We start from the raw sequence: 12,852 nt of genomic DNA on the forward strand, positions 1-12,852 counted from the left end.
ATGGACTACATGGATCGCCTTTCAGCCAGAGACATCGCTCTCGCTGTCATCGTTCTAGCCCTTGACCTCGTTGGGTTCCTGGTGGCTAGCTCGATGGACCCAACCCCCTTCAATACCGCATTGTCTCCAGCGCAGTTCTGGCTGATTCTTGGTGCCATCATTGCCAAAGGCATCCTCCTACTGTGGCGCCGTAAATTTCCCTTAAGCGTCCTACTCGGGATTTCTGCTACTGAGCTCCTGTGGTCCCTCTACTGTCTCGTCACCGCAGACCACAGCCTCGGCTATAACGGTATCGCTGCCTCGGTGGCTGCGTTTTCGCTAGCGCTGCACACGAAGTCAAAAACCCGCGACTCTATTTCCCTCATTATCTCGGGTCTCATTGTCGGCACCCTCCGCGCCATTGCCATGCCACCGCTGGGAGGAATCGAGCCTCCACTTTTTACTCTGCTCACAGCCCTGGGCTGGATGCTCCCCCTCATTGTGCTCTTTGCTATTGGACTCGCTGTCCGCAATAACCGCGAGCTCACCGCATCCCTCGCCCGCCAAGCAGAACTCGCTGAGGAAAACGCCGTTATCGAAGAGCGCGCCCGCATTGCGCGGGAGCTTCACGACACCACCGCCCATCACCTCTCAGCCATAGCCATCCAAGCTCAAGCCGCACAGGCATGCATCGATGTCAACCCCATCGCTGCCAAAGAACATCTCCAACACGTGACCTCGTCGACGACGAAGGCACTCCAGGATGTCCGCGCGACCGTTGGCAAGCTCTCGGTTTCCGATGCCGAAATACACCGCATCCCTCAGCCGACAAATTTACCTGCGCTAATTTCGGAAGTTCGCGCTCTGGGACAGGTAGTAACGTTTTCGGACACTTCCCACTTGTCGGAGGGCGAGTTGATTGCGGCTTATCGAATCACCCAAGAAGCTCTGACAAATGCCCGCAAACATACAACAGGCGCGCCTGTTGATGTCATGCTGAGCGATGATGAACTGCGGATCATCACCCGCGGCGCTTTCACGCATAGCCCCACGGGCCGTGGCACCATCAGCATCCAAGAGCGCGCCCGTGCTGTCGGTGCAACCGCTTTCAATGAACCTACCGAAGATGGTTGGCTGGTGCTCATTACCTGGAGGAAGCCATGATTCGAGTCTTGTTAGTTGATGACCAACCTCTGATCAGACAGGGATTAAAGGCAATCTTCGAGGCCACCGGAGAGATCCAAGTTGTGGCTGAGGCAGCTTCTGGAAATGAGGCTATAGCGGCTGCTAAAGCACGCGACATTGACGTGGTGTGCCTCGACATCCGCATGCCTGACGGGGACGGTATCTACGCGACCACGGAGATTAACAAGCAAGACAATCCCCCAGCAGTCATCGTGATCACGACCTTTGACCTAGACGGATACGTCTTTGGCGCCCTCGAAGCCGGTGCCTGTGGCGTCATGCTGAAAGACTCCCCAATGACCGACCTCATTCAAGGCGTCAAACACGCGGCCTCAGGTGAAGGCATGGTCGACGCTGCGGTTACTAAAAGGGTGATTGCGGAATTTGGTCGGCGGAAAGCGCGGGCCACGGTAGATTCAGCCCTACTCACGCCGCGCGAACTCGAGTGCGTACGGGCCCTGGGTAAAGGATTGACCAACATCGAAATCGGGCGCGAGCTGTATTTGGAGCCTTCTACGGTCAAGACTCATTTGTCATCTGCGATGGCCAAAGTGGGAGCTAGTTCGCGAGTACAGCTCGTGATCTGGGCATTTCGCGCAGGAGTGGTGAGCTAACTAGGGTGAGCGATTCCCAACACCACCCCGCAACCGGAGCACTGTTAACACCTTGGGTACAAAGTTATCCACAGGGTGGGGATAACTCTGTGGAAAACGAATTCCACAGCTTTTCTCCACACCCTGTGGATAAGTGTTTTCACGCTTCCCACAGCCCGCACAAAAACTTCGAATACAACCGATTAAGCTGCTGATCTGCGATTATCTTGGCGCACACGTTCGGTAAATTACAAAAATGTAGTTATCCACAATGTGGATAACTTATGTGGAATTCTTTCGCACAAAGGTTTTGGTGGATAACACACCCGAGTTATCCCCAAAGCCCAGCTCGCAGCGCCGCTAACACGGCTACCACGACAGCAATAAGCCATATCCCCAGCCACCGCAGCCACGCACGTTGGCGAAAGAGGAATGGTGCCAACAGCAGTCCTGTGAGCAAGCCACCCAAGTGCCCCCACACGGAGACATTCTCCGCCACGAAGCTGTAGATAACGTTGGCCACCACGAGGACGATGGGCGCGCGCAGGTCAAGACCGCGGCTGCGGTACACACCAATGAGTAGACCCATGAGCGCGAAGAGGGCACCGGAGGCGCCCACCGTAGGTGTGCCGTAATCCATCCACAGCACTGCGGCGGAAGAGCCCACGATGGAGATGAGATAGGCCGCCACATACAGAGCACTGCCCAGGGCGCGTTCTACTTCCCTGCCCACAAAGAACAGCATCACCATGTTGACCAAGAGGTGCCCGGCGTCGAGATGCATGAAGCCCGCGGTAATGACAGTTGTGGGGTGTGCGGACACGTCAGGGCCCCACAGCGTCCAGTCTTGGGCCAGCATGCTGCGATAGTAGGGCGCGGAGAGGGACGAGCCTTGAATGGCCGTGGCACACCAAGCACCGATGCACAGCACCATGAGCACCAGGGTGGCCGGTGCTGATTTCAGATAGTTCTTCACGCAGACTCCTAAAACAACGAGCCCGCCACCACTTCACGTGGCAGCGGGCTCGGATGAAAAGCTAAGAACGCTTAGGCGATCTCGATGGACTCGATGACAACGTCCTCAGCCGGACGGTCCATGCGGTCGGTGGAGACCTTCGCAATCTTGGACACGACTTCCTGAGAAGCCGCATCGGTGACCTCACCGAAGATGGTGTGGTGGTTGTTCAGGTGCGGGGTCGGCGCCACGGTGATGAAGAACTGGGAACCGTTGGTGCCCGGGCCGGCATTCGCCATGGCCAGCAGGAACGGGCGGTCAAACTGGAGCTCCGGGTGGAACTCATCCTGGAACTGGTAGCCGGGGCCGCCACGGCCGGTGCCAGTCGGGTCACCGCCCTGGATCATGAACTGGTCGATGACGCGGTGGAAGATAGCGCCATCGTAGAACGGGCCAGACTGCTCACCCTTGGCGTTCTGGGTGGTGTAGTCCTTCTCGCCCTTAGCCAGGCCGATGAAGTTCTCAACGGTTACCGGTGCGTGGTTACCGAACAGGTCGATAACAATGTCACCGTAGTTGGTGTGCATCGTTGCAGTTGCGGTCTTCTGAGTCATGCCAGCCATTGTATGGAAATTTCCACCAATGCGTTGTTCCGGCGCGACGCTGTCAGCGATCTGCGTAGGGTTACAAGCATGATTCGCGCCATTCTCTTCGATCTCGATGACACCCTCATGGACCACACCGCCGCGATGCATGCGGCCGTTGAGGAGTGGCTGCCGGGCGGGCACCACAAGCGCTTCGCCGAGATTGAAAGGAAATGGTTCGCCGCCTACGAGCGCGGCGAGGTCACCCACCAAGGCCAGCGCGTGGAGCGCTGCCGCGAGTTCCTGGGGCGCCCAGAGATGACGGAGCAGGAGGCACTGGCGGAATATGCCAAGTATTTGGCCGCGTATGAAAAGCACTGGCAGGCGCTTGATGACGCCCTCCCTACCCTCGAGCACGTCCTGTCCCGCGGCCTCAAAGTGGGCGTTTTAACGAACGGGGCTCGTGAAATGCAGGAGGGCAAGCTCAAGGCGGGCGGGCTCGACCTGCCAGGCGTTGAGCTCTTTCCCACCGTGGAGATGGGCCACCCGAAGCCGCACCCAGAGGCCTACCTCGAAGCTTGTCGGCACTTAAGGGTGGAACCGGGCGCCACTCTCATGGTGGGCGATTCGGTGGCCAATGATGTCGAAGGCGCCCGTGACGCGGGTCTCAAGGCACTGCACTTCGATAGGGGCGGAAACGGAGACATCGCCGCGCTCAGTGAGCTGACGGCGATGGACTTCGTTTAAATCAAGAGAAGTTTAAATCAAGAGATTTAAACTTAGAGGCTGGCGCGGACCTCGTCCCGGGCGAGGACCAGGTTGCGCAGGGAGGCCTCGGTCTCCTCGTAGCCGCGGGTCTTCAGGCCGCAGTCCGGGTTGACCCACAGGCGCTCGACCGGCACGTTCTTGAGCGCCGCGCGGATGAGCTCGGCCATCTCCGCCACGGACGGGATGCGCGGCGAGTGGATGTCGTAGATGCCCGGGCCGATCTCGGAGTGGAACTTCTCATCGATATCCTCCAGCAGCTCCATGCGGGAGCGGGCCGCCTCGATGGAGGTGACGTCGGCGTCGAGGCCGGCGACGGCGTCGATGATCTGGCCAAACTCCGAGTAGCAGAGGTGGGTGTGAATCTGGGTGGTCGGCTTGGCCTCGAGCGCTACGAGGCGGAAGGAACGCACCGCCCAGTCGAGGTAGGCCTTGCGGTCCTGCTCGCGCAGCGGCAGCAACTCGCGCAGGGCGGGCTCGTCGATCTGGATGATGTCAATGCCGGCCTCCTCGAGGTCGCGGACTTCGTCGGCCAGCGCCACGCCGAGCTGGTCGGCGGAGACGGACTGGTGAACATCATCGCGCACGAAGGACCAGGCCAGGATGGTCACCGGGCCGGTGAGCATGCCCTTGACGTGCTTCTCGGACAGGGACTGCGCGAACTTGGCCCACTCGGTGGTCATGGCCTTCGGGCGGGAGATGTCGCCGACGACGATTGGCGGACGGGTGCAACGGGAGCCGTAGGACTGGACCCAGCCGTTCTCGGTGACGACGAAGCCGTCGAGAAGCTCGGCGAAGTACTGCACCATATCGTTGCGTTCCGGCTCGCCGTGGACGAGGACGTCCAAGCCCAAGCGCTCCTGCAGCTCGATGACGGACTTCACCTCGTTGCGCAGTGCCTCGGTGTAGTCGGCATCGGAGAGCTCGCCCTTGCGGTGTGCGGCGCGTGCGGCGCGAATTTCAGCAGTCTGCGGGAAGGAGCCGATGGTGGTGGTGGGCAGCTGCGGCAGGCCGAGGGCTTCCTGGGCCTTGTTGCGCTCGGCGAACTCCGGCTGACGCTGAACCTGGCCCTCCGGCAACTGCGCAGTGCGATCCTGTACTGCCTGGTCATGGGTGCGGGAGGACTCGGCGCGGGTGCGCACGGCGCGGTCAGCCTGAGCATAAGCCTCTGGGGCATCGAGCGGGCCGGCGGCGAGTGCTACGACCTCGCGGATCTTCTCATCAGCAAAAGCGAACCAGGTGGCGACGTCCACCGGCAGGGAGGTTTCTGCCTCCACGGTGTGCGGCACGTGCTGCAGGGACACGGAGGTGGTCACGGAGACATCCGCGCCCAGGGACTCCAGCTTCTCGCGCAGGTCGCGGAGGTTGGCGGCCCAGACGTTGCGGCCGTCGACCAGGCCGGCGGAGAGGTGGGTGACCTCGGCGAGCTTGGCCACACGCTCGAGGTAGGAGGTGTCTAGGGCCAGAGTGCCGACGGAAAGATCCACCTGGACTGCTTCCGGCTGCAGCTCGGCGACAGCGTCGAGGCCAGCGTTGAGGGAACCATAGGGCGTGGTCAGGTAAACCTGCGGGCGCTTCTCCGCGCCCAGGATGCGGCCATAGGCGCTCTTGAGTGCGGCGGCCAAGGTGGCGTCGTCAGCGGCGGCGAGGTCGGCGACCAGGGCCGGCTCGGCGAGCTGGATCCATTCAACGCCGGCGTCGTAAAGCTCAGCCAGGACGGTGAGGTAGGACTCGACTGCCTGATCGAGGTGGTCCAGGGGCTGCTTGGTGGCGCCCTCAGCCTGCTTGGACAGGGCCAGCAGAGTCACCGGGCCAACGAGGACCGGGCGCACAGTGTGGCCGGCGGCGCGGGCCTCCTCGACGATCTTCAGCACGCGCTGCGGACGGGCGCTAAAGGTCTGGTCATCGGTGATCTCAGGAACAATGTAGTGGTAGTTGGTGTCGAACCACTTGGTCATCTCCAGCGGCGCCGTGTCCTTGTTACCGCGGGCCAGGGTGAACTCATCATCGAGGCTCTCGCCCTGGGCAGCGCCCACGGTCAGCGCGGTCTCGAGGACGTGGTCGTAGTAAGCAACGTCGGCCGGGATGGCGTAATCCTCAGTGAGGCCCAGCTCCTTGAGGCGGGCATAGGTGTCAAGGCGCAGGGAGTGCGCGGCGGACTCGAAAGTCTCGGCGTCGATCTTGCCGGACCAGTAGGACTCCAGCGCGCGCTTGAGCTCGCGGTGGGCACCGACGCGCGGGTAGCCCTCAATCGTGGCCTTAGGGAAGGATGCGGTCATGGGATGACTCCAATTCGATGTAGCAGGTCAGTCGTGATGTCTGGATTGTTGTGCGTGTAGATGTGCAGCCCGTCGGCGCCGGCGTTCATCACCGACTTCGCCAGCTTGGCCGTAATCTGCATGCCGATTTCTTTCTCTTCCTCGGGGGAGGTCGCTGCCGCGAGCTGGTCGAGGACCTTGGTCGGCCCATCCAACCCGGACAGCTGGCACATTCGCTCCACCCGGGCGCGGCTCGTCATCGGCATGATCCCGGGGATGAGCGGAATGCGCACACCTGCCAGCCGGGCACGCTGGGCAAAGCGGACGTAATCCTCCGCGTCGAAGAAAAGCTGGGTGATGGCGAAGTCTGCGCCGAGGCGCTGCTTGGCCAAAAGGACGTCGATATCCTCGTCCGGTGTGGCGGACTCGGCGTGGCCGTTGGGATAGCAGGCCACGCCCACCGCCAAGCGGCCGGCTGCCAAGCGCGCCACGCGGTCGGATTCCCAGCGGCGGATGAGCCGGACCAGGGAATCGGCGTGCGGCAGGTGACCTTCGGGCATGCCGCCCTCCGGAAGGTCGCCGCGGAGGGCAAGGAGGCCGCGCACGCCGGCGTCGACCAGCGTGTCGATCCAGCCAACGAGCTCTTCCTCTGTGCCGGCGGTGCAGGCCAGGTGGGCCAAGGGACGCATCGCTGTATCGCGTGAGATCTTCTCAATGAAGGCTGCGGTTCCCTCCAGCCACCCAGAGCGCTGGGAGCTGGTGACGGCGATGTAATCAGGGTTATACGCGGCGAGCATGGCGAGCAAGCGGTCAATCTTTGCAGCGTCCGCATCATGACGCGGCGGGATCACCTCGAAGGAGAGAGCGGTACGCTTAAGCTCCTTGGGCGTATCTTCGCTGATTTGGTCTAGTGGTGCGGATGCGGAAAGTCGCGGGGACATGCTCACCTCCTCTGCAGGTTATCGTTGTTTATCTTCGATGTTGATGTCCCAAAACGTACCAAGCTGTCCATTTTGAGCGAAAGGCTTTTTTCTTTGGTAATACCTTTAGAACCCAGTCAGCTGCACCGTTAGCCCATAGCGCTAGTGAATAAAAACCCGGCCCATCCGTACAAAGCTGTCTATTTTCTTTGGACAGCTCGCCACCTGGCGCATCTGGTGGCGGGACCTGCGCGCCACCACTACGCTGAAAGGGAGTACCCAGCGCTAACGCGGGCGCGCATATACAGTGCCCCGCCGAAAAGTCACTTCAGTATTGACGTAAAGGAGCACCTAAACCCATGAACCCCGCCGCCCTGTCCACCGCCATCAGCGCCACCTCCGCCCTGGTGGAGCGCCTCAAGGAACGCCGCGACGAGAAGGCCCGTGAGGCCTACTCCGTCCTGGAGACCGCCGCCGCCCGGATGGAAGAGCGAGATGGCGAGTGGTTCCCGGAGGCCCGCCGCGAAGCGGGCGCCGTAACCAAGGCCGCGCATGCCCGCCTCGAGCGCACCCTCGAACAGCTCAAGGAGCGCAGCGAGGAAACCACCGAGAAGCTCTCTGAGGCTGCATCAGAGGCCCAGGATAAGGCCTCCAAGCAGTGGAAGAAGACCCGCAAGCAGGCGGAAAAGAAGGCCTCCAAGGCCCGCAAGCAGGCCAAGAAGAAGGCGTCCAAGGCTGAGAAGAAGGCGCAGAAGCAAAGCGCTAAGTTGCAGAAGAAGGCCCGCCGCCTCGGTGGCAAGGACAAGAAGAAGGGCTCAAAGATCTGGCTGATCTCCGCGCTCATTGCCGCCATTGCTGCCATCGGCGGTGGCATCTACTACTTCTTCACCCAGAAGAAGGAGAAGGAATCCGCCGTTCCGCCGCGCGTTGAGGACTTCTCCTCCCCGTCCGCGCCGCAGGGCTCCACCTTGGTCTACACCTCCACCACCGAGGACGATGCCACGCATGGCTCCGACTTGGCTGAGGAGGGCGTCGTCGAGCGCGACGAAGAGCTGCTGGGCTCGCTGGATGAGCAGCTGGCCAAGCACCGCGAGGAAGAAACCGCTATTCAGGACGCCGTCGAGACCGAAATTGAGGTCAGCAACGCCGACAAGAAGGATGCCGACACCTCCCGCATCACCGATGATCACGAGTCCGAGGGCAAGCACCGCCTCCAGACCGAGGACGAGAACTAAACCCCCATCCTTGGGGTGCACGTTTAGTTGCCTTGATCTCACTTCTTTGCCCCCGCGCGCCCGACCTGCTTGAATTGAAGGATAATCGGCATCGATCTTTAAAGATCGGTGCCCGCGCGCTGTTTTGCGCGGGAAGCCCTATCAACAGCAGCCAAGGAGATCAGGCATGAGCTTTGAGTCGCTCGTAGTCAAGCTCAAGAGCGGGGAGACCTTTTATTTCCCCGCAGGTGCCGTGAGCGGCGATCCGTCCACCCGCGTGGATAACCTACGCTTTGCCATCGAAAACGGCACACAGTTTAGCTCCGTCGATGATTATGGAGTCGACCGCGAATTCAACGGCTATGACGTGGAGAACTACCACCTAGCTTAAATTCCCACAGTGAGTCATTGATCGTAATCTGAATCACTCCCTTATGCGTTGTGCGCTATAGGATGAGTTCTTATGACTCACTACCCCCGCATGCGGACGTGGTCGTGGTACCTCCCCGATGAGCCCCCGTCCGGGGAGGTCTCCCTCACTGAGACCACCGACTTCTCCCGGCCCGGCACCGCCACGTGGCGGCTGCTTGGTGCCCAACGCACCGGCGTTATCGGCATCTTCGTTGCCGCCCTCATCAACGCTCCGCTGGGGGCGTTGGTCTCCGTCATCATCGGCCAGACCACGCAGTATGCCTTTTCCGATCCCTCGTGGCGCACCGTAGCCCTGCCGCTTGCGGCCACGGCGATCCTCCTCTTCATCGCCTATATCTGCGAGGCCACGGCAGATGCGTTTACTGATCTGAGTCAGGCCCGCACCACGCATACGCTGCGGCTGAACTTGCTGGATAAGCTGCTGGGCGCTTCTACCGCAGGCATAAGCCCCGGCCGGCTACTCAACACGATGGATGAGGATTCGCACTACATTGGCCAGCTCAAGCAGATCCTCAACTTCCCACTGGTCATGGTGGGCTACCTCTTAGGCGCAGTGGTCAGCCTCGCCCCGATTTCCTGGCAGGTCTCAGCTGTACTGCTGGTTGGCGCGCTCGCCACCGCGCTGGCCTCCTGGGCCACCACGAAGCCGCTGACTAAGATTGCCGCGCGCCGCCGCCAGCTGGAGAACACCGCGTTGTCACTCGCTACGGACTTTGCGCAAGGTTCACGCGTGATTAAGGGCCTCGGCGCCAAGGAGATTTCCCGCCAACGCTTTTCCGACGCCGCCCAGGACTCCTTGGGTGCCATGCTCCGCGAGGCCAAGCTTTCCGCCCTCATGGCCTGGCTGCGCCAGATGGTTCCCGCGTCCTTTGCCGTGGGCATTCTTGCCTGGACCTCCTGGGAAACCTTCGAGGGACGCATCGCCCCCGGCGGGATGATGGCGATTACCATGCTCGTCCCGCCCGCGCTCACAGCATTAGGTGTCTCTCTGGGCCTGCTCACTGAAAACTGGGCGCGGGCTCGGGCCTCCGTGGAGCGCGTTGGCGAACTGCTCGGCCAGCTTTCTTCCAATACCACCGAGGCCGCCGGCACGCCCATCGACCTCTCCCCAGGCTTGCACGTGTGGATGCCCATCACCAACGAGGGGCGCAGCACTGTGGATTCCTGGGTGCGCTACCTCCATGAGCAGGGTGCCTTGTGCCCACCGCACCGCATCTCCGTGTTGGAGGGCACCCTGCAGGACAACGTCGATCCGCTCCGCAGTGCTAGCGCTACGCAGCTTCACGACGCCCTCCACGCCTCCGCCTGCGAGGATATTGTTATCCGCCTCGGTGGGCTTGGGCCCAACGGCGAGCTGCCCACCGCGCCCATTGGTGAGGCCGGCCTCAACCTCTCCGGTGGCCAGCGTCAGCGCGTCGCGCTGGCCCGCGCGCTCGCTGTGGACCCAGAAGTTCTCCTGCTGGACAACCCCACGACGGGGCTGGATTCGTTGACCCTGGCGGACGTGGCCAAGCGCGTGCGTGAGCTGCGCGCTGGCAAGATCACCGTGATCATTACATCCGCCTCCACGTGGGCAGCCAACGCCGATGAGGTGGTGGAACTATGAGCCCTGCTCACAAGACCACCAATGACAACCGCGCAGATGCCCTAGCTCCCGCCTCACCGAGGGAGTGCCTCCGTTTTCTGAAGACCCTGCCCAGTGCCCCGAGCAGGCTGGGCATCGCCCTCTTCTTTGTGCTTTTTAGCATCACAGTCATCATGATGAACCTGGTCTCCCAGGTGCTCGGGCGCGTCGTCGATATCATCCAGGGCGTGGAGGTCCCCGTCCTGGGTACGGGCCGCGCAGCCATGGTGGGCGCGCTGGTTATTATCGCCGTGGGCTACCTCGTGGAGGTCACTGGCCGCACCGTGGGCCGCTACCTGGTTACCTCCACTACCCGCCGGCTCTCGGTGGATCTGCGCACGTCAGCGCTGGATTCCACCCTCGGTGCTCCCGTGCCGGCCGTCATGGAATTGGGCACCGGCAACATCATTACGCGCCTGTCCAAGGACATCGACACCGTGGTTATGACGATCTCCATGATGGGTGATCGCCTCGTACTCACACTCTTCATGCTGCCGCTGACCGCGCTCATGATGGTCTTCATCCACCCCGCCTATGCGCTCCTCTTCATCGCGGTGAGTTGTCTGCTCTATCCCTTCATCCGCGGCACCATGCGCGATATCCCCGCCGTAGCCAACGAGGTGTCCTCGGTGGAGGCCTACCGCAACAACGTCCTGCTGGACACCATCCGTGCATTGGAGACCCTCCGCCAGTTCTCCCTGAAGGACTGGGCCCATGCACGCATGGAGCGCTATTCCTGGGACACGGTGCAGGCCTGGGGTGATAAGGTTCCGCTGATCAACCGCATCCTGGGCCAAGGCGCCCTGGCCTTTGCGGTGTTGCTCTTGGGATCGGTCCTCATGTCCGTGCCCATGGTGATGTGGGAATGGTTGACCCCCGGTGAGGCCACCGCCGCGGTGCTGCTGGTGATGCGGCTGGAGATCCACGTCTTCAACATCCTCTTCTTCGCCGGCGAGATCCAGCATTCCGTGACGTCTCTCGGCCGCGCGGTGGCGCTGGCGACCCTGGCGAACAACGCTGGCGCTCCAGACCTCAAGGACACGCCCCGGCTCACCTCCGCGCCGGCCATCACCATTGATCACCTTTCCTATTCCTATCCCGGTGGGGCGCCCGTGCTTGACGACGTCTCCCTCACCCTCACCGCCGGCACCACCACTGCCCTGGTGGGTACGTCCGGTGCGGGTAAGTCCACGCTCGCCGCCCTCGTGGCGGGCCTGCAGTACCCTTCGGCGGGGAGCATCAGCCTCGATGGCATCGATACCGCCACCGTGCCGAACACGTGGATTACAGAGCACGTCGCGCTCATTACCCAAGAGGTCCATCTCTTCTCCGGCACCTTGCGCGAGGATCTGTTGCTGGCCAAACCTGACGCCAGCGATGAGGAGCTATGGCAGGCGCTTAACACCGTGGGCTTGGATGAACATTCGCGGTGGCTGCCTCAGGGCCTGGATACGAAGATTGGCGCCGGCAACGAGGAGATCGGTGCGGAGGCCGAGCAGCAGCTTTCTCTGGCTCGCATGATTCTGCGCCAGCCGCCGGTGCTCATCATGGATGAGGCGACTTCCGAGGCCGGTTCCGAGCACGCAGAAGTGCTCGAAGACGCCGCTAGAGCAGTCACGAAGAGCCGCACTGCGCTCGTCGTTGCCCACCGCCTGGACCAAGCCCGCGAGGCCGACCGCATCATCGTCATGGAACAGGGTCAGATCGTCGAGGATGGCACCCACACCGAGCTCATCGATCTGGGCGGGCGCTATGCCTCGGCCTATGCCCAGTGGGAGCATGGTAAATAGCCCGCGTCCTACCATGGAAACTATGCATCTTCTTTCCCTCACTGAAGCTGACCGTACCTACCTGGCCCGTATTAACTTTCTCGCCGATACCTTTGGCGATGAGCACAAGGAGCTTCCTGCGGGCTTCGAGGAAGGCTTTGACTACTACCTCGGCAGTTGGGAGCCTTCCCGTGGAGGTTTCATCGCCTGGGAGGGCCACGTCCCTGCCGGTGGCGTGTGGCTGAACTGGGGAACGGCGCAACGCCATGGTTTTGGCCACGTTATTGAAGGCATCCCGGAGCTCGCCCTAGCCGTGGAACCTCGCTTCCGCAGCCAGGGAGTAGGCACCCTGCTTATCGACGCCGCCACCGAACTCGCCCGCGAGATGGGCGCCCCGGGTATCTCACTGTCGGTGGCTAAAGATAATGACCGCGCCCACCGTCTCTACCTGCACCTTGGCTTCGAGCCGGTGGGCGAAAGCGATGGCCACATCATCCTGGTCAAGCGCTTCAAGGCCGCCGAATAAGTCAACCCCCGGCAAAGCGGCTTAAGGGACATTTCGTGTGGATAAACC

12 protein-coding genes are annotated in these 12,852 nt (G+C 61.8%); 8 read left to right on the forward strand and 4 right to left on the reverse strand.

Translation table 11 applies throughout. The annotated features are described in order from the left end of the window. The first annotated feature begins 9 nt into the window (after positions 1–9). Both HMPREF2943_RS00495 and HMPREF2943_RS00500 read left to right on the forward strand, forming a co-directional pair. Positions 10–1,143: a histidine kinase gene (locus HMPREF2943_RS00495; protein WP_070716730.1), complete on the forward strand. Its 1,134-nt coding sequence runs from the start codon at positions 10–12 to the stop codon at positions 1,141–1,143. Beyond that, positions 1,140–1,778 carry a response regulator transcription factor gene (locus HMPREF2943_RS00500; RefSeq protein WP_070710516.1) on the forward strand — a complete coding sequence of 213 codons (639 nt, stop codon included), beginning with the start codon at positions 1,140–1,142 and terminating at the stop codon, positions 1,776–1,778. The genes HMPREF2943_RS00495 and HMPREF2943_RS00500 overlap by 4 nt, the downstream gene beginning before the upstream one ends. Positions 1,779–2,088: 310 nt before the next feature. Here HMPREF2943_RS00500 and HMPREF2943_RS00505 read toward each other — a convergent pair whose 3' ends face one another. Together HMPREF2943_RS00505 and HMPREF2943_RS00510 are read right to left on the reverse strand one after the other, a co-directional pair. Then, positions 2,089–2,733, reverse strand: coding sequence for a rhomboid family intramembrane serine protease (locus tag HMPREF2943_RS00505; RefSeq protein WP_070645102.1), 645 nt, complete (start codon positions 2,731–2,733; stop codon positions 2,089–2,091). 71 nt (positions 2,734–2,804) lie between these two features. Next, the gene (locus tag HMPREF2943_RS00510; RefSeq protein WP_039672975.1) at positions 2,805–3,335 is read right to left on the reverse strand and encodes a peptidylprolyl isomerase; all 531 of its coding nucleotides are present in this window, start codon (positions 3,333–3,335) and stop codon (positions 2,805–2,807) included. A gap of 69 nt (positions 3,336–3,404) precedes the next feature. On the opposite strand from HMPREF2943_RS00510, the gene HMPREF2943_RS00515 reads away from it, so the two are divergent. Continuing rightward, complete coding sequence (locus HMPREF2943_RS00515; RefSeq protein ID WP_070645105.1) at positions 3,405–4,043, forward strand: HAD family hydrolase; 639 nt, start codon at positions 3,405–3,407, stop codon at positions 4,041–4,043. Positions 4,044–4,075: 32 nt separating this feature from the next. On the opposite strand, the gene metE is transcribed toward HMPREF2943_RS00515, so the two are convergent. Both metE and HMPREF2943_RS00525 read right to left on the reverse strand, forming a co-directional pair. Next, positions 4,076–6,340, reverse strand: coding sequence for a 5-methyltetrahydropteroyltriglutamate--homocysteine S-methyltransferase (gene metE / locus HMPREF2943_RS00520; protein ID WP_070710518.1), 2,265 nt, complete (start codon positions 6,338–6,340; stop codon positions 4,076–4,078). Continuing rightward, the gene (locus tag HMPREF2943_RS00525; RefSeq protein WP_070444484.1) at positions 6,337–7,260 is read right to left on the reverse strand and encodes a methylenetetrahydrofolate reductase; all 924 of its coding nucleotides are present in this window, start codon (positions 7,258–7,260) and stop codon (positions 6,337–6,339) included. The genes metE and HMPREF2943_RS00525 overlap by 4 nt, the downstream gene beginning before the upstream one ends. Positions 7,261–7,598: 338 nt before the next feature. On the opposite strand from HMPREF2943_RS00525, the gene HMPREF2943_RS00530 reads away from it, so the two are divergent. The 5 genes from HMPREF2943_RS00530 to HMPREF2943_RS00550 all read left to right on the forward strand — a co-directional run bounded on the left by HMPREF2943_RS00530 (position 7,599) and on the right by HMPREF2943_RS00550 (position 12,804). Beyond that, the gene (locus HMPREF2943_RS00530) at positions 7,599–8,474 is read left to right on the forward strand and encodes a hypothetical protein (RefSeq protein WP_070645111.1); all 876 of its coding nucleotides are present in this window, start codon (positions 7,599–7,601) and stop codon (positions 8,472–8,474) included. A gap of 166 nt (positions 8,475–8,640) precedes the next feature. Then, positions 8,641–8,844, forward strand: coding sequence for a hypothetical protein (locus tag HMPREF2943_RS00535; protein WP_070533568.1), 204 nt, complete (start codon positions 8,641–8,643; stop codon positions 8,842–8,844). A gap of 72 nt (positions 8,845–8,916) precedes the next feature. Further along, positions 8,917–10,491, forward strand: a complete 1,575-nt coding sequence (locus HMPREF2943_RS00540; RefSeq protein ID WP_070710520.1) for an ABC transporter transmembrane domain-containing protein — start codon at positions 8,917–8,919, stop codon at positions 10,489–10,491. Beyond that, positions 10,488–12,299 carry an ABC transporter ATP-binding protein gene (locus tag HMPREF2943_RS00545; protein ID WP_070645116.1) on the forward strand — a complete coding sequence of 604 codons (1,812 nt, stop codon included), beginning with the start codon at positions 10,488–10,490 and terminating at the stop codon, positions 12,297–12,299. Before HMPREF2943_RS00540 ends, HMPREF2943_RS00545 begins: the two co-directional genes overlap by 4 nt. Positions 12,300–12,312: 13 nt before the next feature. Further along, complete coding sequence (locus tag HMPREF2943_RS00550) at positions 12,313–12,804, forward strand: GNAT family N-acetyltransferase (RefSeq protein ID WP_070444494.1); 492 nt, start codon at positions 12,313–12,315, stop codon at positions 12,802–12,804. Positions 12,805–12,852 lie beyond the last annotated feature (48 nt).

The sequence above is a fragment of the Corynebacterium sp. HMSC072D12 genome (assembly GCF_001813925.1).
GTDB classification, from domain to species: Bacteria; Actinomycetota; Actinomycetes; order Mycobacteriales; family Mycobacteriaceae; genus Corynebacterium; species Corynebacterium aurimucosum.

Coding starts and splice junctions, on each gene's coding strand:
- HMPREF2943_RS00495 (WP_070716730.1), top strand. CDS start 10: ATGGATCGCCTTTCAGCCAGAGACATCGCTCTCGCTGTCATCGTTCTA.
- HMPREF2943_RS00500 (WP_070710516.1), top strand. CDS start 1,140: ATGATTCGAGTCTTGTTAGTTGATGACCAACCTCTGATCAGACAGGGA.
- HMPREF2943_RS00510 (WP_039672975.1), bottom strand. CDS start 3,335: ATGGCTGGCATGACTCAGAAGACCGCAACTGCAACGATGCACACCAAC.
- HMPREF2943_RS00515 (WP_070645105.1), top strand. CDS start 3,405: ATGATTCGCGCCATTCTCTTCGATCTCGATGACACCCTCATGGACCAC.
- metE (WP_070710518.1), bottom strand. CDS start 6,340: ATGACCGCATCCTTCCCTAAGGCCACGATTGAGGGCTACCCGCGCGTC.
- HMPREF2943_RS00525 (WP_070444484.1), bottom strand. CDS start 7,260: ATGTCCCCGCGACTTTCCGCATCCGCACCACTAGACCAAATCAGCGAA.
- HMPREF2943_RS00530 (WP_070645111.1), top strand. CDS start 7,599: ATGAACCCCGCCGCCCTGTCCACCGCCATCAGCGCCACCTCCGCCCTG.
- HMPREF2943_RS00535 (WP_070533568.1), top strand. CDS start 8,641: ATGAGCTTTGAGTCGCTCGTAGTCAAGCTCAAGAGCGGGGAGACCTTT.
- HMPREF2943_RS00540 (WP_070710520.1), top strand. CDS start 8,917: ATGACTCACTACCCCCGCATGCGGACGTGGTCGTGGTACCTCCCCGAT.
- HMPREF2943_RS00545 (WP_070645116.1), top strand. CDS start 10,488: ATGAGCCCTGCTCACAAGACCACCAATGACAACCGCGCAGATGCCCTA.
- HMPREF2943_RS00550 (WP_070444494.1), top strand. CDS start 12,313: ATGGAAACTATGCATCTTCTTTCCCTCACTGAAGCTGACCGTACCTAC.